This window comes from Streptomyces sp. NPDC002790, from assembly GCF_040295505.1.
Lineage (GTDB): Bacteria > Actinomycetota > Actinomycetes > Streptomycetales > Streptomycetaceae > Streptomyces.
Map to the genome: position 1 here is coordinate 13,722 of NZ_JBEOVM010000020.1, position 20,736 is coordinate 34,457.

18 protein-coding genes and 1 pseudogene are annotated in these 20,736 nt (G+C 70.5%); 7 read left to right on the forward strand and 12 right to left on the reverse strand.

Features of this window, described 5'->3' with window-relative positions:
* Positions 1-30: 30 nt before the first annotated feature.
* Together ABT004_RS12695 and ABT004_RS12700 are read left to right on the forward strand one after the other, a co-directional pair.
* Complete coding sequence (locus ABT004_RS12695; RefSeq protein WP_351334908.1) at positions 31-1,002, forward strand: fumarylacetoacetate hydrolase family protein; 972 nt, start codon at positions 31-33, stop codon at positions 1,000-1,002.
* A complete protein-coding gene (locus ABT004_RS12700; RefSeq protein WP_351334911.1) occupies positions 999-1,805 on the forward strand; it encodes an SDR family NAD(P)-dependent oxidoreductase in 807 nt (268 codons plus the stop codon). The genes ABT004_RS12695 and ABT004_RS12700 overlap by 4 nt, the downstream gene beginning before the upstream one ends.
* Here the strand turns inward: ABT004_RS12700 and ABT004_RS12705 are convergent.
* From ABT004_RS12705 to ABT004_RS12715, 3 genes are all read right to left on the reverse strand, one after another.
* A complete protein-coding gene (locus ABT004_RS12705; RefSeq protein ID WP_351334914.1) occupies positions 1,749-3,395 on the reverse strand; it encodes a family 20 glycosylhydrolase in 1,647 nt (548 codons plus the stop codon). The two genes, ABT004_RS12700 and ABT004_RS12705, sit on opposite strands and share 57 nt — an antisense overlap.
* A gap of 99 nt (positions 3,396-3,494) precedes the next feature.
* Positions 3,495-3,968 carry a MarR family winged helix-turn-helix transcriptional regulator gene (locus ABT004_RS12710; protein WP_351334916.1) on the reverse strand — a complete coding sequence of 158 codons (474 nt, stop codon included), beginning with the start codon at positions 3,966-3,968 and terminating at the stop codon, positions 3,495-3,497.
* A gap of 57 nt (positions 3,969-4,025) precedes the next feature.
* Positions 4,026-5,546, reverse strand: a complete 1,521-nt coding sequence (locus ABT004_RS12715) for an MFS transporter (protein ID WP_351334919.1) — start codon at positions 5,544-5,546, stop codon at positions 4,026-4,028.
* Between the two features lie 63 nt (positions 5,547-5,609).
* On the opposite strand from ABT004_RS12715, the gene ABT004_RS12720 reads away from it, so the two are divergent.
* Positions 5,610-7,115, forward strand: a complete 1,506-nt coding sequence (locus tag ABT004_RS12720) for a LysR family transcriptional regulator (protein WP_451192065.1) — start codon at positions 5,610-5,612, stop codon at positions 7,113-7,115.
* Here ABT004_RS12720 and ABT004_RS12725 read toward each other — a convergent pair.
* Positions 7,044-7,193 (reverse strand): annotated as a pseudogene (locus ABT004_RS12725) (TetR/AcrR family transcriptional regulator); the annotation flags it as partial. The gene ABT004_RS12720 and the pseudogene ABT004_RS12725 overlap by 72 nt on opposite strands.
* Positions 7,194-7,349: 156 nt before the next feature.
* On the opposite strand from ABT004_RS12725, the gene ABT004_RS12730 reads away from it, so the two are divergent.
* Complete coding sequence (locus tag ABT004_RS12730) at positions 7,350-8,204, forward strand: NmrA family NAD(P)-binding protein (RefSeq protein ID WP_351334921.1); 855 nt, start codon at positions 7,350-7,352, stop codon at positions 8,202-8,204.
* Positions 8,205-8,816: 612 nt separating this feature from the next.
* Positions 8,817-9,773 (forward strand): LysR substrate-binding domain-containing protein, encoded by a 957-nt coding sequence (locus tag ABT004_RS12735; protein ID WP_351334924.1) that lies wholly within the window; start codon positions 8,817-8,819, stop codon positions 9,771-9,773.
* A 57-nt stretch (positions 9,774-9,830) separates the two neighbouring features.
* Here the strand turns inward: ABT004_RS12735 and ABT004_RS12740 are convergent, their stop codons facing one another.
* From ABT004_RS12740 to ABT004_RS12760, 5 genes are all read right to left on the reverse strand, one after another.
* A complete protein-coding gene (locus ABT004_RS12740) occupies positions 9,831-10,823 on the reverse strand; it encodes an amidohydrolase family protein (protein ID WP_351334927.1) in 993 nt (330 codons plus the stop codon).
* A 4-nt stretch (positions 10,824-10,827) separates the two neighbouring features.
* Positions 10,828-11,349 carry a 3-hydroxyanthranilate 3,4-dioxygenase gene (locus ABT004_RS12745; RefSeq protein ID WP_351334929.1) on the reverse strand — a complete coding sequence of 174 codons (522 nt, stop codon included), beginning with the start codon at positions 11,347-11,349 and terminating at the stop codon, positions 10,828-10,830.
* Positions 11,346-11,783, reverse strand: a complete 438-nt coding sequence (locus ABT004_RS12750; RefSeq protein ID WP_351334932.1) for a RidA family protein — start codon at positions 11,781-11,783, stop codon at positions 11,346-11,348. The genes ABT004_RS12745 and ABT004_RS12750 overlap by 4 nt, the downstream gene beginning before the upstream one ends.
* Entirely contained in the window at positions 11,783-12,547 is a 765-nt protein-coding gene (locus ABT004_RS12755) for a 2-keto-4-pentenoate hydratase (RefSeq protein WP_351334935.1), read from the reverse strand. The genes ABT004_RS12750 and ABT004_RS12755 overlap by 1 nt, the downstream gene beginning before the upstream one ends.
* Before the next feature lie 79 nt (positions 12,548-12,626).
* Positions 12,627-14,108: a 2-hydroxymuconic semialdehyde dehydrogenase gene (locus ABT004_RS12760; protein ID WP_351334938.1), complete on the reverse strand. Its 1,482-nt coding sequence runs from the start codon at positions 14,106-14,108 to the stop codon at positions 12,627-12,629.
* Positions 14,109-14,355: 247 nt separating this feature from the next.
* Here ABT004_RS12760 and ABT004_RS12765 point away from each other — a divergent pair, with 247 nt between their 5' ends.
* A complete protein-coding gene (locus tag ABT004_RS12765; RefSeq protein WP_351334939.1) occupies positions 14,356-15,675 on the forward strand; it encodes an MFS transporter in 1,320 nt (439 codons plus the stop codon).
* Entirely contained in the window at positions 15,672-16,883 is a 1,212-nt protein-coding gene (locus ABT004_RS12770; RefSeq protein WP_351334942.1) for a carboxylesterase family protein, read from the forward strand. Before ABT004_RS12765 ends, ABT004_RS12770 begins: the two co-directional genes overlap by 4 nt.
* Before the next feature lie 11 nt (positions 16,884-16,894).
* Here ABT004_RS12770 and ABT004_RS12775 read toward each other — a convergent pair whose 3' ends face one another.
* The 3 genes from ABT004_RS12775 to ABT004_RS12785 form a co-directional block, all read right to left on the reverse strand.
* The gene (locus tag ABT004_RS12775) at positions 16,895-17,902 is read right to left on the reverse strand and encodes an amidohydrolase family protein (protein WP_351334945.1); all 1,008 of its coding nucleotides are present in this window, start codon (positions 17,900-17,902) and stop codon (positions 16,895-16,897) included.
* A 115-nt stretch (positions 17,903-18,017) separates the two neighbouring features.
* Positions 18,018-20,012, reverse strand: coding sequence for a hypothetical protein (locus ABT004_RS12780; protein WP_351334948.1), 1,995 nt, complete (start codon positions 20,010-20,012; stop codon positions 18,018-18,020).
* A gap of 41 nt (positions 20,013-20,053) precedes the next feature.
* Positions 20,054-20,704 carry a TetR/AcrR family transcriptional regulator gene (locus tag ABT004_RS12785; RefSeq protein WP_351334951.1) on the reverse strand — a complete coding sequence of 217 codons (651 nt, stop codon included), beginning with the start codon at positions 20,702-20,704 and terminating at the stop codon, positions 20,054-20,056.
* Between the last annotated feature and the right edge of the window lie 32 nt (positions 20,705-20,736).

Genomic DNA, 20,736 nt, shown 5'->3' on the forward strand with positions numbered 1-20,736 from the left:
CTCTCCGTCTCCCACCGGCAGGAGCCACCCATGCGTTTCGCCGCATACGAATATCAGCACCTCCGTCACGTGGCCGTCGTGGACGACGACGGCACCCTCTTCCCGTTGCCCGATGTCACCTCGCTCACCACCCTCCTCCGGGAGACCGAGGGCCTTGCGGGGCTGCTGGCCGTCGGTGCGGCGGCTCGCGTGCTGCCGCCCGGCCCGCATGTCTCCGAAGTGCGTCTGCTGCCGCCACTGGAACCAGCATCCGTACGGGACTTCGTGACCTTCGAGGAGCACGTCGAGGGCGTCCGCCGCTCCGTCGACGGCGTGGCAGGCGTTCCCGAGCAGTGGTACGCGGCGCCCACCTTCTACTTCACCAACCCGCACGCCGTCTTCGGCCCGCACGACGACATCCCCGCGCCGCCCGGATCGACGCTCCTGGATTACGAGCTGGAAGTCGCCGCCGTCATCGGCCGCGAGGGCCGTGACCTCACTCCCACCCAGGCCCGCGAGCACATCGTCGGCTACACCGTCTTCAACGACTGGTCCGCCCGCGACCTCCAGTCCGCCGAGATGAAGGTCGGCCTCGGCCCCTGCAAGGGCAAGGACACCGCCACCACCCTCGGCCCCCACCTGGTCACCGCCGACGAACTGGAGCCGTACCGCGACAGCGACGGCTTCCTGCGCCTGGCCCTGACGGCCGAGGTCAACGGCGAGGTCGTCGGCAAGGACCTGCTGTCCAACATGAGTTGGACCTTCGAGGAGATGGTGGCCTACGCCTCGCGCGGCACCCTGGTCGTCCCCGGCGACGTACTCGGCTCCGGCACCTGCGGCAACGGCGGCTGCCTCGCCGAACTGTGGGGCCTGCGCGGCGAGCAGGCCCCGCCGCCCCTCAGGCCCGGCGACACCGTGACCCTCACCGTCGAAGGCATCGGCAGTGTCTCCAACACGGTCGTCCCCGGCGCGGACCCGGTCCCGCTCCCGGCCGGCCGCCGCCGCACCCGGGAACGGCCGTGAACGGTCGCCTCGCGGGCCGCGTCGTCGTCATCACCGGCGCGGCCCGCGGCCAGGGCGCCGCCGAGGTGACGGCCCTGACACGTGAGGGCGCGACGGTCATCGCCACCGACGTCACCGGGGCCGACGGCATCCGCCCCCTCGACGTCACCGTCGATCACCAATGGGCCCAACTCGCCACCGAACTACGGGAGTCGTACGGTCAGGTGCACGGCCTCGTCAACAACGCGGGCATCACCTGGCGGGCCCGCCTCGGCGACGTACGCGCCGAGGACTTCGCCCGCGTCCACGCCGTCAACGTCACCGGCCCACTCCTCGGCATCCAGCACCTCGCTCCGCTGATGCCACCCGGCGCCTCCATCGTGAACGTGGGCTCGTCCGCCGCCCTCACCGCCCACTACCCGGTCGCGTACACGGCCAGCAAGTGGGCGCTGCGGGGCCTGTCGAAGACCGCCGCACTCGAACTCGGCCCGCGCCGCATCCGCGTCAACACGATCCATCCGGGCTTCATCGAGACCGAGATGACCGCGTCGGCCGCCCCCGCCTTCCGGGACAGCAACCTCCGCGAGACACCACTGGGCCGCACCGGAACGGTCGACGAGATCACCCCTCTCGTCGCGTTCCTCCTCTCCGACGACGCGTCCTTCATCACGGGCGCCGAGATCCCGGTCGACGGCGGCTACACGGCGCACGGCGGCGCCAAGTCCATCTCCGACGCGCTGCGACCGGGAGCCCCGGCCCCGTACCCGTCACGCGGACAGGGCTCGGGGCGCGGTTCCCACCCGGTCCAGGACCTTGACGCGTAGTTCCCGGAGGGTGGGAACCGGTTTCGGTGAGCCCCAGGTCTGTTGCGCGAACACCTGTAGCCACTCCTGCAACAGATGGGCGACCTCGTCCTGCTGCATCGACTCCGGTGAGTCGCACCATACGGAGAGGTGGGCGCCGAACACCGGCTTGGTCTCCGGTAGCAGGTAGTCGCCTGCGCTGCCCGCGGATCCCATGAACGTTCGTGGGGTCCAGCGCTCGTAGATGCCCTTCGGGTTCTTGTGGGGCCCCTCGCCCACACCGGTCGACGTGAGGATGAAGTAGAGGTAGTCGCCGTTGGCGTTGATGACCTGATGGCCGGCGTCGACGTACTCCCCAGCATGGGGTTTCTCCGTGTTCCAACGGATCCAGACGTCCGCCTGCGTCCCCGGATCCACCCGGTTCACACCCTCGCCGGGGTAGATGTCGTCGTTGAACATCCGGGGCACCTTGCCCTTGGCACGAACGATGTCCGCCAGCTCGTTCATGTAGTACTCGTAACCGTCGTGTGCGGTCGCGGTCTCCTTTCCGTTGACACCGCGGGCGTACCGCACCAGTTGCGGGGCAGTACGGTCCGAGATGACGTCCGGTCCCGTCCCCTGCCACGGGGCGGGGAAGAACTCGTCGCCGCCGAGGTGGAATACCGGCCCGTCGAACAGGTCGCACATTTCCGAGACGATCTCGTGGGCGAGCTGCCGGGCGCCCGGCATGCTGAAGTCCAGGAATCCGGGATGCCGTGTGCCGTCGGCGAGCACGAGTTGGAACTCGGGGTGGTGGGCCAGGATGTGTTCCATGTGGCCCGGCGTATCCACGTCGGCATTGATGTCCACGTGGTACCTCTTCGCGTACGCCAGGATCTCGCGCACTTCCGCCTTGGACAGGTGCTGCTGTGAGGTGATCTCGGGGTGGGTGTCGCTCTGCACGCCGAAGCCGAGCCCCTCGGACAGGTGGAGCTGGAGGGCGTTCATCTTCAGGAACGACATTTCCCGGATCAGCGTCTTGATCCAGTCCGGCGTGAAGTACTTGCGTCCGATGTCGAGCAGAAGTGAACGCTCGGTCAGCTCCGGCCAGTCGACGACCCTGCCGTGAGGGAGACCGTTGCGCAGCATTTGCACGAGCGTCCTGGTGCCCCAGAAGACACCGGTGTCGGTCGGGGAGGTGACGGTGACCGCTCTGTCGACGACGACCGAGTACGCCTCCGGGTGGGTGCCGGCCCCGTCCACCGGCGCCAGTTCGAGGACGATGTCGTGCGGCTTCGGGTGTCGCGACACCGCTGTCCGCGGGGTGCGGTCCACGTGCCCCTCGACCACGAGCTCCTCCGCCAGCACCTCGGCCACCGCCCGTAGCGCCCGCGCGGATTCGGGGTGCAGCACGATGCGTGTTGCCGGAGACAGCCGCTCGGCTGTCCGGCCCGTTTCGAACCTCTGCACCGCAGGCAGGACCGTGGGCGGGGCGACTTGAGCGCTGTCCGGTCGGGCGGCCCGTTCGGCAGCGGGCCGCGCGAAGGCTTCCGACCGACCGCCCGCGAGCAAGGGAATGGACAGTCCTGCGGCGGCCACGAATCGACGGCGGCTGACTCCCTGCGGCTCCATCTGAGCATGCTCCTCTCACCGACCCGCTCTTCACGGGCGTGGCGCGAGGCTAGCCCCAAGTGGTCTAAACCACTAGAGGGTTGATCAAGAAAGACACACCTACGCCTTGGTCGCCCGGTCGTAGGCGGCCACCGCCCGTTCGAGGAACGCCGCCACCGTGGCCTGTTCCTCGGCCGTCATGGTCTCCGTGATCGCACCGATGCCCACGATGAGCGGCTCGACGTGCTGGAACGCGGCCTCCTCCCAGTGCTCCGCAGGTGTCACCAGCACCTTCCGCCGGTCGCTGGGGTGCGGGCCGCGGGTCACGTGCCCGCCGTCCACCAGGCGGTCGATCACCAGCGTCATCGCCGCCGTCGACGCGCCGAGTTCGCGCGCCAGCTCGCTCGGCGTCGCCGGTCCGGCACTGACCAGATGGTCCATCACCCCGAGCCCGGCCGGGTCCACGTGCATCTGCCGGCCCAGGTACCGCTCGAACCGTTGCTGACGACGGGTCAGGGTGCGCAGCTGGTCGCGGATGGGGCCCTCCGCCGGGGCCGCGGGCCGGGGTTCGGTGGGCTGGTCGGCAGTCGTCATGGTGTGGAAGCTGCTTCCTGGATCGCTAAGGACGTTGGCAACCAATGATGCGCGACATCACGCGGTGGCGGCGTCCTGCTTCACACCGGAGCCGCCAGAACCACCGTCGGACACGTCGCCGACGCCGGCAGCGACGGTGACGGTGACACCGTGCTGCTCCTCATCGGGCCGCCCCTTCTTCGGCAGCAGGAAGGTGATCGCCAAGAACGCCACCAACAGACACGCCTGGACGATCAGCGCGTGGTGGAAACCGGTCGTGAAGTCGCCGGCCTTGGCCTGCGCGAAGAACACCGAGCCGAAGACCGCCACACCGATGGAGCCGCCGATGGCCTGCACCGCGGACAGAACCCCGGAGGCGGAGCCGATCTCGTCGTCGTCGACGGCGGCGAGGATGAAGCTGAACAGGGCGGCGATCACCATGCCCGCTCCGATACCGGCCACCACCACCCCCGGGGCGATCTCCCAGATCGAGAAGGAGTCGGCACTCAGCCCGCTCAACTCGAACCAGAGCAGCCCGGCACCGGCGAGCTGGATCAGCGGACCGATCTGGAGGACACTGCGGCCGATCTTGTCGGCGAGGAAGGCACCGCTGACCGCGCCACCGATCGCCGTGCCGACCGCGAGCGGCAGGTTACCCAGGCCCGCGTCGCCGGCGCTGAAGTGCCGGCCGATCTGCAGGAACAGCGTGAGGACGAGCTGCGTGCCGATCAGCCCGCCGAAGAACAGGGCGATGCCGCCGAGCCCGACGGTGTAGGCGGGCTTGCGCAGCAGGCCCGGCTTCACCAGGGGCTCACGACCCGCCGCACCGGCACGCCGCTGCTGCAACGCGAACAGACCGAACCCGATGACCGAGGCGGCCATGCACAGCCAGGTCCACAGCGGCCAGCCGTCCTCCTGCCCCTGGTTCAGGGGCAACACGAGCAACGCACAGGCCGCCACGACCAGGACCGCGCCCACCATGTCGACACGCACCGCGCGATCACCCTGCTTCTTCGGTACGAACTTCGCCGCGATGAGCAGGGCCGCGAGCCCGATGGGCAGGTTGACCAGGAACACCGAGCGCCAGCCGAGGCCGAAGAAGTCACCCTCGATGAGGAAGCCGCCCAGCACCGGGCCGATGATGCCTCCCAGGCCCAGCACCGGGCCGAAGACCGCGAAGACCTTGGTGAGTTCGGACCCGGAGAAGTTCTCACGCAGCAGACCGAGGCCCTGCGGCAGCAGCACCGCCCCCGCCGCGCCCTGGAGCAGCCGGAAGGCGATCAGCAACTCGATGTTCGGCGACAGCGCGCACAGCAGCGAACTCAGCGTGAAGCCCGCAAGCCCGATCAGGAACATCCGGCGCCGCCCGTAGCGGTCACCGAGCCGCCCACCCAGCACCAGGCCGGCCCCCAGCGTGAGGGCATATCCGCCGATCACCCACTGCAGACCGACGGAACCGGCCCCGAGGGACTCCTCCAGCGAGGGGCCCGCGACGTTGACGATCGACGCGTCGAGGAGATCCATGACCTCCGCGACGATCATCACGACCAGGATCAGCCATCGCCATCGGTACGGCTGCGCGGTCGGGTCGACACCCATCTTACCTCAGTTCATTGATTACCAATATTCTTAGCAATATTGAGAGTAGTCAACGCACTGTGGATGTCAATCGCCGCACAGCCCCGCCCCGCCGCGGGCCGTATCAGGCCAGTGACGAAGCGACGTTCAGGTCGGTGCCAACTCCGCTACTTCGTCGCGGTCGCCACGGAAATGAACTTCCGCCGCGCCGCCGAGCGGCTGCACATCGCCCAGCCCGCGCTCAGCCAGCAGATCAGCAAGTTCGAGAAGGACCTGCGCACACCGCTGTTCCGGCGCACCACCCGCCACGTTGAACTGACCGACGCGGGACACGTGCTGCTCCTCCAGGGGCGCCGGGTCCTGGCCGAGGCCGAACACCCGCTGTCCGCCGTGGGCCATGCCGCACACGGCGAGATCGGGCTGCTGCGCGTCGGATTCGTCAGCTCGGCGGCGCTCGGCATCGTGCCCCGCACCGTGCTGGCCCTCCAGCAGTCCTGGCCCGACCTGCACCTCGAACTCACCGAATCCACCACGGAGTCACAGCTGGAGTCGATCAGCGAGGGACGCCTCGACGTCGGGATCGTGCGCGAATTGGACCGGGCGGCCGGGCTCACCGTGCGCCCCCTGCTGCGGGAGCGGCTCGTCGTGGCCGTGCACGAATCCCACCGGCTCGCCGATCACCCTTGCGTAGCGCTGGCCGACCTCGCCGACGAGCGCTTCCTCACCTTCCCCCGGCACCAGGTGTCACGCCTCTACGACCACATCGCCGCGCTGTGCCACCGCGCCGGATTCCGCCTCGAGGCAGCCCAGGAAGGCGTCCAGTTCCCGACCCTGCTCGGTCTCGTGGCCGCCAACACGGGCGTCACGATCGTCCCCGACTGCCTGCGCGCACTGCGCCTGCCCGCCCTGCGCTACCGTCGAGTTGACCGACCCCGACGCCACCTCCACGCTCTCCGTCGTCTGTCGCCCGGACCGACAGGAGTCCCCTCCGGTACGCAACTTCCTCGCCACCGCGACCGGACCTGCCTCCTGAGACACCGCCCGGAAGCCCGCCCCCTGTCATCGTCCGCCGGAAGCGGATCGGCCGCGGACTCCGTCCAGGAGGTAAGTGGTGCGGCGGTCGTAATCGCCCCGGGGAGGCAGCTCGCCGTACTTGAGGGCCAGGGCGTTGTCGACGACGAGTGCGTGGAGGTCGCCCGCCGTGAACTCCGGCCGTACCGCACCGGTGGCCCGCGCCGCCGAGATGAGTTCGTCGTTGGCCTCGCTGCCAACCCGGCAGATCTCCATGAGCTGCCGCGAGTGCGGATACGTCTGCAACAGGACGTCATTGACGGCCGGTTGGCGGTACTGGAGGTCGCGGAGCGCAGTGAGGTAGTACGCGATCCGCTCGCGGATGTCGTCCATACCCCGGGTGCGGTCGATGACCGCGAACAGCTCCGTCGCGACGACTTCTTCAATGACGGCGTCGATGAGGCCGATCCGACCGCCGAACCGGTTGAAGATGGTGGCCTTGCTCACCCCCGCAGCCTTGGCGACCTCCTCCAGCGGCACCGTCAGACCCCGCCCCTGGAAGGCCCCGATCGCAGCTGAACGGATCTGCTCCGAATTGCGCCTGGCGTCGGCGCGCAGCCGGGGCTCCGATGGCACCGCACCGGTCAAGGTCCTCACCGTCTTCCACTGCCACTCATCACCGAAATTTGACTCGCCTGGTCAGCTTACCTACGGTTGCGGGCACGTACGAAGTTGACCCACACGGTCAACTTATGGCCTCGCCCATCACCGCGACGGTTCCGGTGCGGGCACACGGAAAGAAGGACCACGCACATGATCGTTGTCGCCGGCGCGACCGGGGCCCTGAACGGGGCCACCGTCGAGCACCTCCTCAAGCGTGTACCCGCCGACCGGATCGGCGTCAGCGTCCGCGACGCCGCCAAGGCGCAGCACTTCGCCGACCGCGGCATCCGTGTGCGGCAGGGCTCGTACGGAGATCCGGCCGCGCTGCGCCACTCCTTCGCCGACGCCGAGCAGGTGCTTCTGGTGTCCGGCAACGACCCGGCGGCCGACCTGGTCGGCCTGCACCGCACCGCCATCGAGGCCGCCGTCGAGGCCGGCGCCCAGCGGATCCTCTACACGAGCCAGCACGCCGCCGTCCCCGGCAACCCGTACCCGCCGTCGGAAATCCACATCGCCACCGAGGCGATCCTCGCCCGGTCAGGAGTCGCCTGGACCGCACTGCGCAATGGCGCCTACGGCACACTTGACCAGCTGCTCGGCCCGTGGCAGGAGACCGGAGAGATCGCCCGACCGGAAGACGGTCCCGTCCCGTACACCGACCGAGACGAGGTGGCCGAGGCCACCTCGGTCATTCTCGCCGGTGACCGCTCCTTCGACGGCCCGGTCACCCTCACCGCGCCGACCGCCGTCACCTTCGACGACTTCGCCAGGATCGCCTCGGAACTCACCGGTCACACCATCAAGCGCATCGTCCTGGACGACGAACAGTGGGTGGCCGACCAGATCGCGATCGGCGTCCCTGAACAGGCGGCCCGATTCATGCTCACCTGGTACCAGGCCGGCCGCGCCGGCCACTTCGCAGAAGCCGACCCGCTGCTGTCCGAGCTCCTCGGCCGCGAGGCGAGCAGTGCCACTGACCGGCTCGCGGCCCACATCGCGGCATGAAGCAGCGGCTGCTGCGGGCCGCGTTCACCGTCCGGTCGAGCACGGACGTGAACGACCGCCGCGTCACCGTCTACGAGCGGCGGACGGCCGCCACCGCGGCCGTCCGGTCCCAGTAGGTCGGACCCCGTTCGCCGTGCCGGATCCGCTGCCGCCGTAATGGCGCGGGCGCGGGATCAGGCGCAGGGCCGCCGCGAAGACGGCGAGCGCACCGAGGAGCAGGAGCGTCTCCTCGCGGTGGCTCACCTCGGCGACGTACACGGTGACGACGAACGGCGCGTCGGCGAGTGCGAATCGGCCGCGGAGCGGACCCCGGCGAATGCCCGACGGCGCACCGGGATCAGCGCGCCGGCCATCGGGACGCCGAAGCGCCAGGAGACATCCAGACCGATCCCGCCGGGGTCGGTCACGACGACGGCCGCCACCAGTAGCGGCGCCCAGAGCACCAGGGCCGTGAGCCCGGCCGCGCCGCGTACCCGGCGGGCCGGACGCAGATCGGGCGGGCAGCCGGCGGGACGGCGGCGACCAGAACCGGTGCGAGGACGATGGCCGCGAAGTGGAGCGGCTGGAATGCCCGCCCCGGCGCCAGAGCCCGCGTCGACTAATGTCCGTGGCGTGGATACCCCCCGCCTGTTCGACGGCAGACTCAAACTGCGGCACCTGCTGCTCGTGGACTCCCTGTCCCGACAAGGAACCGTGGTGGGGGCCGCCAACGAACTCCATGTGACGCAACCCGCCGCGACCCGGAGCCTGCACGAGGTGGAGGACATCCTCGGTGTCCCGCTGTTCGAGCGCGGGCCGCGCGGGGTCACCGCCACCGTGTTCGGTGAGGCCTTCACCCAGCACGCGCGCGCGGTGCTCGCCCAGCTCACCCGGGCAGGCCGGCACATGGTGGAGTTGGCGGAGGCGGAGCGGGGGACCGTGGTGGTCGGCATCCACCTGGCCGGTTCGAACACGCTGCTGCCGCGCGCGGTGGCGGCGCTGAAACATGCGCATCCGCTGCTGACCGTGATCGTACGGGAGGCCTCCCCCGAGGAGCTGCTGCTCGACCTGGAGGCCGGGCGCATCGACCTCATCGTCGGCCGGCTGACCGCGCCCTCCGGCGACGGCCTGATCCGGCACCCGCTGTACGACGAGTCAGTAGGCCTGGTCGTCCGTGCGGGCCACCCGCTGGCGGGACGGGAGGGGATCGACATCGCGGACACCCTCGACTTCCCCTGGATCCTGCCCGGTTCGCAGACCACCCTCCGCCGCGAGGTCGAGGACCTCTTCGCCCGCCGGGGGCTCACCCTGCCGCGGAACCGGGTAGAGGCCACCTCGTTCCTCACGGTGCGTCAACTCCTGCTGGAGACCGACGTGGTGGCGGTGCTGCCCGCACTGATCGTGCGCGACGACGGCCGGCTCGCGCCGCTGTCCGTACCGCTGGAGCCGGTGGGGCACCGGGTGGGTGTGACCCTGCCGGGCGGCCGCACCCTCAGCCCGTCCGGCGAGGCACTGCTGAAGGCCCTGGAGCAGACCGCGGCTCTCATGACCGAGGACTCCCCCGGCCTTCGGCAGGAGGAGTCCTCATAGTCCGCGTCGCCCTCGTCATAGCGGCGTCCCGGCGCCGACCACCACGCGGCGCGGCGGTCACGTCCCCAGAAAACGCTCCGCGTTGCCGCGGGTGATCTTGCGTCGCGCCTCCTCGGTGAGGAAGTCGCTCTTGCGGACCACCTCGCCCACCGGCCGCTCCCCCAGGGGGTACGGGTAGTCGCTGCCCACCATGACGTGGTCCTCGCCGACGGTGTCCACGAGGAGCCGCAGCGCGCGCTCGTCGAAGACGACCGAGTCCACGGAGAACCGGCCCAGGTAGTGCGAGGGCGGGTACTGCGAGGTGCCGACCACGTCGTTGCGGCCGTGCCAGGCGTTCTCCATGCGGCCCAGCCAGAAGGCGAACGAGCCGCCGCCGTGTGCGAAGCAGATCTTCAGCCGGTCGTCGATGCGGTCGAAGACACCACCGAGCACCATCGCCAGGATCGACAGGTGTGTCTCCGAGGGCATCGCCGTCAGCCACCGTGCCATCCACCGGTCGAGGCGGGGCGAGTTGTCCATGTCCCAGGGGTGCACGAACACCGGTACGTCCAGGGACGCGCAGTGCTGGAGGAAGGTCACCACCCCGGCACTGTCCAGGTCCTGGTCGCCGACGTGGTTGCCGATCTCCACGCCACGGTGACCGGCCGCCACCGCGCGTTCCACCTCGCGGCAGGCCGCGTCGGGGTCCTGGAGGGGGACCTGGCAGAACGGGATCAGGCGGTCCTGCGCGGGCGCGGTGATCTCCAGGGCCAGGTCGTTGAAGATCCGTGCGATCTTCGCGGCCTCGGCGCCGCTGCGACCGTAGTGGAAGAACGCCGGGGTCGGTGACACCACCTGGGTCCGTACGCCGTCCGCGTCCATGTCCCGCAGCCTGACCTCCGCGTCCCAGGCGTTCGCCTGGATGCGCCGGAACTCGGAGGACCCGGTCATGATGACGGCCTCGGCCTCGGACTCGATCCGCAGCCACGGTGCGTCGGGGCCACCGAGTTTCGACAGGTCGGGCCAGCCCTTCGGCACGTAGTGGGTGTGGACATCGATCACGTCTGACACCGGTTCAGCCCTTCCCGGGGTGCAGCGCGCCGCACGCGGAGCACACACGGGCCTTCTCGTCGCCGTAGAACTCCTCGAAGACCGGCGGGAGATCGGCCACGATGTCACGCACCTGCAGCTCCACCTCGTGCACGGTCGCCGAGCAGGAAGCGCAGAACCAGAGGAACTTCTCCAGCTTGCCCTCCTCGCGGACCCGCTCGATGACCAGGCCGATGGAGTCCGGGTCGGGGCGCTGCGGCGAGTGCGGCACGTTGCCGGGGAGCAGCCAGGCCTGGCCCTGCTTGATGTGTACCGTGTGCGGTCCTTCGTCGGTCATCAGGTTGACGTGCATGTCCCCCTTGACCTGGTAGAACCACTCCTCGTACGGGTCCAGGTGGAAGTCGGTGCGCTGGTTGGGGCCGCCGACGATCTGGACAATGAAGTCGTTGCCGAGTGACATGGTGCGGTTGTTCACCGGCGGCTTCAGCAGGTGTGCGTGGTCGTCGATCCAGCCCTGGAAGTCGATGACCTCGGGGATGTCGGTCACGGTGTCTCCTCGGTGGTTGCGGTCGCGGGCAGGTGTGCCACGGCCTGGATCTCAATGAGCAGGTGCGGGTGGGGCAGTTGGTGGACGGCGACGGTGGTCCGGGCCGGACCGTTCTCGTCGAAGTGCTGTCCGTAGACCTCGTTGTATCCGCCGAAATCGTTCATGTTGACCAGATAGGCGGTCACTTGGACGACGTCGGCGAGACTGCCACCGGCGTCGGCGAGGATGTCTCCGATGTTCTCCAGGACCGCGCGGGTCTGCGCCCGGATGTCGAGGTCCGTGGTGCCCATCTCGTCCGTGGACACACCCACGAAGGTGTTGTCCGGTCGCCGCGAACTGGTGCCGGAGACGAATACGAGGTCTCCTGCGCGCCGGAAGTGCGGGAAGCGGCCGCGGGGCGTCGCCTTGCCCGGAACGATACGTGCCTCGCCCATCAGACACCCCTCACACTGACGCGGCCGAGGCCGGAGACCTCACAGGTGGTGACCCCCGCGGTCAGCGGCATCGCCGCCGTGGCCGCGCCCGCGAGCACCACGTCCCCGGCGCGCAGCGGGACGGACCGGCGGCGCGCCATGTCGAGCAGCGCGCGCAGGGCGTTCAGCGGCCCGTCCAGGATGGCGACGGTCGAACCCGCCACCTCCTGCTCCTCGTTGCTCAACCGTACGGTCAGGTCGCCGACGTCCTGGAGCGGCGCCCAGGGGCCGATGGCGTAGCCGGCCGCGGAGGTGTTGTCCGCGACCACGTCCTCGTACGTGAACCGGAAGTCGCGGTAGCGGGAGTCGATGATCTCCAGCGCGGGTGCCACGGCGTCGACGCAGGTGGTGATGGAGGTGTCCGGGGCGGCCGGGTCCACGTCCCGGGCGAGCCGGAAGGCCACCTCGGGCTCGACCTTCGGGTGGATGAGGCGCGAGAGGTCGACATCGCCGCCGTCGGCCACACACATCGCGTCGGTCAGCCGGCCGACGATGATCTCCGAGACACCCATCTGTGCCATCTTGGCCTTGCTGGTGAAGCCGAGCTTGACGCCGGTCATCCGCTCACCGCGTGCGGTGCGCCGGCCGAGCAGCGCGGCCTGGATGACGTAGGCGTCGTCGATGGTCAGGGTGTGGGTGTCGGCGAGGCTGAGGGTGTCGGTGACGGCCGTCTGGGCTTCGTCGAGCCGCCCGGCCAATTCGTCGACGGTGTGCGCGTCGAGCATCAGGTGTGTCCTTCGGTTCGGGTGGTGGCGGCGTGCGCGGTCGTGCGCTGCGGACCGCCGGGATCATCGCCGGTCGGCGTCACAACTGCACGCATACGTTGGTGGGTTCGGTGTAGAAGTGCAGCGACGAGGCGCCGCCCTCGCGGCCGAGGCCGGACAGGCCGACGCCGCCGAAGGGCGAGCGCAGGTCGCGCAGGAACCAGGTGTTGACCCAGGCCATCCCCACGTTCATGGCCTGTGCCACGCGGTGGCCGCGCCGCAGGTCCTGCGTCCACACGGAGGCGGCGAGACCGTACTCGGTGTCGTTGGCCAGCGCGATCGCCTCTTCTTCCGTGTCGAAGGGGATCAGCGCGGCGACGGGGCCGAAGATCTCCTCGCGGACCGGCCGGTCGGCGTTGGTCAGGCCGGTCCAGAGCGTCGGCTCGATCCACGAGCCACCGTCGAGGTCTCCGCCGAGACTCGGGACGTTACCGCCGGTGAGGACCTTGGCGCCGCACTCCTCCGCCAGGTCGAAGTAGCCACGCACCTTGTCACGGTGGGCCTGAGAGATGAGGGGCCCGGTGGTCGTCCCCTCGGCGAGCGGGCTGCCCAGACGCAGGGCCTCGGCCCGCGCCACGAGCCCGTCGGCGATCTTGTCGAAGACCGGCCGCTGCACGTAGACCCGCTCGGTGCACAGACACACCTGGCCCGTGTTGGCGAAGACGGACCGCTCGAGACCGTCGAGGGTCTCCTCGATGTCGGCGTCCTCGAAGACGAGCGCGGCGTTCTTCCCGCCGAGCTCGAAGGAGACGGGTCGTACGCGCGGCGCGACCGTCTTCATCACGTGTGCGCCGGTCGCCGACGAACCCGTGAAGGTGACACCGTCGATCCCGGGGTGGGTGGTGAGGTGCTCCCCCGCCGAGCCGCCGCCGAAGCCGTGCACGACGTTGTACGCGCCCGCCGGGAGCCCGGCCTCCGCGAGTACCTCGGCGAGCAGCGTCGCCGTGCCGGGGGTCTCCTCGCTCGGCTTGACGACCACGGTGTTCCCGCAGGCCAGCGCCGGGGCCACCTTCCAGGTGAGCAGCAGCAGCGGCAGGTTCCACGGGACGATGACCGCGACCACGCCGAGCGGCTTGCGCACCGCGTAGTTGAGGGCCTGGCGCCCGCCGGCCAGGTCGGTCATGAAGGATTCCTGGCCCGCGGCGGCGACCACGTCGGCGAAGGTGCGGAAGTTGGCGACGGCGCGGGGCACGTCCAGCTCCCGGGACAGCGTCAGGGGCTTGCCGGTGTCGGCCGTCTCGGCGGCCACGAACTCCTCGAACCGTGCCTCGATGAGGTCCGCGGCCCGCCGGAGCACGGCGGTGCGTTCCCTGACCGGGGTCGACGACCAGGGGCCGAGGGCCGTGCGGGCCGCCGTCACCGCCCGGTCCACCAGGGGTGCGTCGGCCTCGTGCACCTGGGCGTGCGCGCGGCCGGTGGCCGGGTCGATCGCGTCGAAGGAGCGGTGGTCGGTGCCGGCTTCGGGATCGACGTAACGCCCGTCGACGAAGTTGCGGATCCACCGTGTCGTGTCTGCCGTCATGGTCACAGCCTGGAACTCCGGGCCCATGCCTGACAAATGAACTTTTCGCTCGTTGCCATGCCTGTTTCGGTATGTCGGGCCGAGCGGCCGCCAGAACGCGTCGGGGCGTGTCGGGACGCGTCCGGTATACCCAGACGGCTATGGCGGCGAGGGAAACCGGCATTTGTCGGCCGGTCCGCGGGGGCCCAGGATCCACCGAAAGCGCGGAACCCACCCCGCCGAACCCAGCAAGCGAGGTACCTACGCCATGAGTGACCCCGAGCGTTCGCAAGGTGCGAGCAGAACCGCGCTCGCCACCCTCCTCGGCACCACCTTGGAGTGGTACGACTTTTTCCTCTACGGCACGGCCGCCGCCCTCATCTTCGACAAGCAGTTCTTCCCGGGCCTGAGTCCGGCGGCGGGCACGCTCGCCGCCTTCAGCACCCTCGCCGTGGGCTTCGTGGCCCGTCCCCTGGGCGGTCTGGTCTTCGGCCACTTCGGGGACCGTCTCGGCCGCCGCTCCACGCTGGTGGCCTCGCTGCTGCTGATGGGTCTCGGCTCCACCCTCATCGGGCTCGTGCCGGGCTACGACACCATCGGCCTGTGGGCCCCGGTCCTCCTGGTGGTGCTCCGCATCGTCCAGGGCATCGGCCTCGGCGGTGAGGGTGCGGGCGCCACGTTGATGTCCATGGAGCACGCCCCCGAGGGGCGGCGGAACCTGTACGCGGGCTTCCCGCAGATGGGCACACCGGCCGGTCTCGTGCTCGCCAATCTCGTCTTCCTGGCCACCAACTCCCTTGCCGGGCATGTGGCGTTCACCGGGTGGGCCTGGCGCATCCCGTTCCTGCTGAGCTTCGTCCTGGTCGGCGTCGGGCTGGTCGTCCGGCTGCGGGTCACCGAGTCGCCGTCCTTCGACAAGGCGCGGGAGGAGCAGGAGGTGGCCCGCTTCCCGCTGGCCGACGCGATGAAGGTCGGCCTCCCGCGCCTCGGCCTGACCCTGCTGGCCGTGCTGGCGAACTCCACGGTCGCGTACGTCTTCATGGTCTTCACGCTGTCGTACGGCACTCAACACCTGGGCTACGACCAGCAGTTCCTCATTCTCGGGGTGAGTGGGGCGGCGGTGCTGTGGTTCGCCTCCATCCCGGTGTGGACGCGCTTCGCCGACCGGCACGGCAGACGGGGCATGTTCATCGCCGGCTCCGTGGCCGTGCTCGTCTGGTGTGCGGTCTTCTTTCCGCTGCTCGACACCGGCAGCCGTGCGACCGCGCTGGTCGCGCTCGCCGGGATGGGTCTGATCATCCCCGTGACGCACTGTGTGCAGGGCGCGATCATCGCCGACACCTTCCCGGTGCGGGTGCGGTACTCCGGTACCTCGCTGATCCTCCAGGCCGGCGCGGTGCTCGGTGGCGGCCTCGCGCCCATGATCTCCAGCGCCCTGCTCGGCGGCGGCGACTCCTCCATGGGTGTGACCTGGTACCTCGTGGTGGTGTGCGCGCTCAGTCTCGTCGGCGCGGTGGCCCTGTTCCGTGCGGTCCCCGAGACTCCTCAGCAGAAGGTGACCACTCCCGAGTTCGCAGGTGAGGCATGAACGACGACTCCTTGGCCCGCAGCGGCCCTCTCCGGTTCGCCACCGCGGAGCGGTTCTCCCCGCCCGTACCCGTACGAGGAGTGGAACCCGCCAACGGCGCGGGCGGCATCTGCCCCCAACCGCCGTCCCGGCTCGACAAGGTGATGGGCCCGCCCCACGACCGCAGGCCCCAGAGCGAGGACTGCCTCCACCTGTCGGTCACCTCCCCGACCGCCCCCGGGGCCGGTCGCCCCGTTCTCCTGTGGTTCCACGGAGGCGGCTTCAGCAGCGGTGCCGGTGTCCTCGACTGGTACGACGGCAGCGCACTCGCCGCCGAGCAGGACGTGGTCGTCGTCAGCGCCGGATACCGCCTCGGCGCGCTCGGCTATCTCGTGCTCGACGGGGTCAGCGAGGGGAACCTCGGCCTCCTCGACCAGTTGGAGGCGCTGCGCTGGGTACGCGACAACATCCACCTGTACGGGGGTGATCCCGGCCGGATCACGCTCGTCGGCCAGTCCGCCGGCGCCCTGTCCATCCTTCAGCTGCTCCGCTTGCCCGAGGCCCGGGGACTGTTCCGCCGCGCGGTGCTGCAGAGCGCGCCCGTATCCATCGCCACCAGGCCGCTCGCCGAGGCCCGCGAAACGGGCCACCTCTTCGCGACACACCTCGACGCCGACCCGCGCACGGCCCCGCACGAGGCACTGCTCACGGCGCAGGCCCTCACGGCGGCCGACCTCCAACAGCGGGTCGGCAACACCCTGGTCCCCCCGTTCGGCCCGGTCTCCGGCACCCGCCCTCTCCCGGCCGGACGCGCGGACTTCGCCTTCGACCCCACCGCCATGGACGTCCTCTACGGCTGGAACGCCGACGACATGTCCGCCTTCGCCGAAGGCGCCAACGACCACGGCAGCGTGGCCGAACGCACCCACCGCGTCTACGAGGCACCGCTCACCGCCCTGCACGGGGAACTGGAGGCCGCGGGCGCCCGCGTGCACGGCTACCGGCTGGACTGGCGCCCCCGCGGCTCCGCCTACGCTGCCACCCACTGCCTGGAGATCCCACTCGTCCTCGGCTCGGCGACCGCCTGGCACGGCGCACCGATGCTCGGCGACCTCACCTGGCCGGAGGTGGACCGCTTCGGACGCGAGGTCCGCGGGGCGTGGGCCGCTTTCGCCCGCACCGGGGATCCGGGGGCGCTGCCTGCTCCGATGACCGGGCTGGACGGCTGAGCGCCGGCGGGTCACACCTGTGGCAGCGCCAACCGCTCCCCGTACAGGGCCCGCGCGTTCCCGGTGAGGACGGCGCGGGTGGCGGTGTCGGTCAGTCGGGAGGTGCGGATGTAGTCGAAGGCCCGCCGGTACTTCTCGCCCTGGAAGTACGGGTGGTCCGAGCCCGCCAGGAGCCGGTCGGTTCCAAAGGTTTCGGCTGCCAGGACCAGCGACGGTTCGTGGAAGTTGGCCGCGTCGAACCACATGCGCGGCAAGGTCTCCATGGGCGGTTCGGGAAACGCGTGCCAGTCCTCGTAGTTGTCCTGGAGGCGCTGGGCCAGGAAGGGCAGGTCGCCGCCCAAGTGGGCCACGTGCAGCCGGACTTGAGGGAAGCGTCGCGGGATGTCCGCCTTCAGGAGTTGGAGCACGGCGATGGCGTCCTCGACAGGTGCCCCGTTGACCCACTCGAGACGGTGGTCGTTGATGAGGTCCGAGCGGGCGCCCGAACCCGTGGCGTGCACATTGACGATGGCCGACCGCTCGTCGAGGGCAGCCCACACGGGGGCGAACCGGGCGTCCGCGGGGCTGAGCCCGCCGGGCAGCACGGCCGGAAGGGAGACGCCGGCGAACCCCAACTGGTCGAACAGTCGCGGGAGTTCGGTCAGTGCGGCGTCGACATGCGGCAGCGGCAGCGCGCCGTAGGCGAGGAACCGGGTCGGGTGGGCCTCGACGAGGCGTGCGTACTCGTCGTTGATCCACCTTGCCGCGTCGAGTGACGGCTGCGCTTCAGGTCCGCCCGGGCTCTGCGGTGTCACGGCGAGTACCTGGACGGCGACGCCCGCGGCGTCCATGCCCCGCAGGCGTTCGGCGATGTCCGCGTCGGTCGAGTCGGCGGCGAGGTTCCGCGCGATCCTGGTGGTCGCAGGGTCGACCCCGATACCCTCCAGCCGGTCCAGATACGCCGCCGGGTAGACGTGCGCGTGGGTATCCACGGCGAAGGCGTCCACCGCGTGGGTGTCCACCGCGTCGGCGTCTGTCATCGGGCGACCTCCACTCTGGTGTGCCGGGGGCTGACCAGCGACGAAAACACCAGCGTAGGCAGGCTCGGTCCACACCGCAGGCGGAGACGGCCATGACGCCATCGGCAGGCGACCGTCAGGAGACGACGACCCTTACCCGGGCGAGGGTGTCGAGGCGCGCGAACGGGGTGGCCGGGTCCGCGTCCCGGTGGGCGGAGGCGCGGACGGTGACGAAGTGTGTGCCCCGCTGCGCGAAGGTGTGCCGTCGCTCGATCACCACGCGCGGGGCCGGGACGATCTCCTCGTGCGTCGCGAAGGCCGCGGTTCCGTCCAGGTCCCAGGCCGCGGCGACGATACTGCCGCCGTCGGGAGGGCAGGTGAACTCGGCGCGTAGCACGACCTCTTGACCAGGCGTCACCTCGGCGCGTTCGCCGCCGTTCGCGGTGAGCCGGGCCACGGGCTGTACTCCGCGTCGGTCGTGGGCGGCGGCGGGAACGTGCACCTGGCCGTCGGTGACGTTGTAGGCGGTGGTGGCGGGCGGTTCGACGCCCCGCTCGGCCCAGGCGGCCACGTCCCGCAGTGCCTGGTGGAGGGCGCCGAGATAGGAGACCGTGTGCGTGGGGTCCTCCTGGGCCTCGCTGTCGCCGTGCAGGGCGTGGTCGACGTACCAGAGGCGGAAGTTGGCCTGCTCGCCCTCCTCGCCGAGGTGCTCGCGGATCCGGCTTCGGTACCAGTCGCCCTGCCAGGGGAAGGCCTCGCGGTCGAGCAGACTGCACACGGCGACCATCTTGCCGTGCGGCCGGCCCTCGGGCAGCGATCCTGAGGCGGCGCCGGTGAACAACGGGCCGGCGAGGAGCTCGCGCTGCGGGTGGCGAGGGGTGCCGTCCGGGTTGCGGAACTGGTCCCAGACCGCGTACTCGGGGCCGGGCACCTGATGCCGGTGGTAGGTCTGGGCGGCGAGGAAGCCGCTGTTGTCGATCTCGATCTCGTCGCCCGGACGCAGCCCGTCCGGGCTCGCGCCACGGAATTGTTCGTCGAGGACGGCCAGGTCGCCGTGCACCTCGCTCAGTACGAACGAGCCGCCTGCCGCGGCTCCGGTGATGACGCGCAGGTCGGCTCCCTGGGCGGCGACACGGACGGGCACGCTCAGCCGGATCCCGGTCAACGGCTTGTCGGCGGAGGCGGAGGCGAAGGAGGTGTCGACGCCGCCCCGGACGGTGCCGTGCGGCGGCATGTCGTCGGACGCGGTGACCAGTTCGGCCACGGTGCAGCGGTGCCGCAGCCGGTCGCGGTGGAGGGAGCTGTCGGGTGCGGAGTCGGCGCCGAGGTGTCCGGGCCGCGTCCAGAAGTCCTCGAAGTAGCCGGCGTCCAGGGCCTCGACGCCGGGCTTCAGGACGCTGAAGGCGTGGTTGCCCATGGTGCGATGGCCGAACCAGGAGCGCGGCGGGAAGCCCATGCGGGTGGCCTCCTCCAGGGCGGCCCGCTGCTCGGCGTCCAGACCGGCGTACATGTCGCCGCCGCCCGGCTCGGTCGCGTCCACGATCGCCTCCAGCCTGCCCCGCAGCACCCGTTGGGCGTGCATGCGGACGCTGAAGACATTGGGGATCGCCATCGGGCTGCCGATGACGTAGGGGACGAATCCGTCCCACACACCCTCGGTGTTCTCGGCGGCGCCGATGGTGCGGTAGGCACCGCCGCTGCCGCCGTAGAGGTAGCCGTAGGGGCGGTGGTCGAAGCCGTAGACACGCACGGCGAGTTCGCGGGAGTAGCGGGCGCAGGCGGCGTTGGCGCGGTAGGCGCCGATGGTGGGATCGGCGCCCGAGGTGGGGTCGGCGTAGTCCGGACCGCCGCCGTTGGTCTCCAGGAAGTAGCCGCCGCTGTCGGCCGCGAAGCCGATGCGGTCCTCCTGCCCGCGGGCGGTCTGCGCCAGGTGCTCGCTCTGCGGAACCGGGGTCACATGCTGGAAGAAGCGGCCCGCGTACTGCTCGCGGGGCGGGAAGTACGCGGAGAAGCGGGTGTCGGTGCCGTGGAAGCCGCCGTGCAGGTAGCGGTGCGGGACCGGTTCCTGCCGCCACTCGTCCACGTCCGTGTAGGGCTTGCCGAAAAGCTCGTCGGCCTGATGTTCCATCATGTTCCTTTCCTACGAGGCTCGTTGTAGGCCCTGATGCGGCGTCAGAGGCCGACCTCGGGTCCGTCGAGCAGGGCGCGGGCCCGCATCCAGTTCTCCCCCGTCAGGCGGCGCACGCCGTCGGCGAGCAGGTCGTCCACCGGGACGTCGGCGTTGGTGATGCGCATCATGGTCAGGCCGTCGAAGAGGGCAGAGATCTGACGGGCGGTCTGTTCCGGGTCGAGGCCCGGGTGGGCGAGGCCGTCGCGCTGCCGGCGCTCGACCAGCCGGGCGAAGATGCGCACGCTGTGCTCCGTCCGGTCGTGGAAGTAGGCCGCCGCGGGGCTGCCCGGCGTGGCGGAGAGCCCCTTGAGCGTCAGATACAGGCGCAGCCGCCGCTCTTCGACGGGGCCCGGAGCCACGGCGCGCCGCAGCTCGTCGAGGTCGAGGCGTACGTCCTCTTCCTCGACACCGGCCTCCCGCACCGCCAGTTCGTCGGCCCGCACCATGCCGGCGACGAGCAGGTGCTCCTTGCCGGCGAAGTGGTAGAGCACGGTGGCCTCGGGGACCCCGGACTCGCGGGCGACCAGCGCGGTGGTCACCCGGTCGTGCCCGTGCTCGTCGACGAGACGCAGCACGGCGTCGGCGATGTCCGCGCGGCGCTTGCGGGAACGGGCGTACGGGCCGCGCTTGGCGGAGGGGGTGGTGTCGGTCATGTGGGCACGGTATGCGCTGCCCTGGGGCGGGT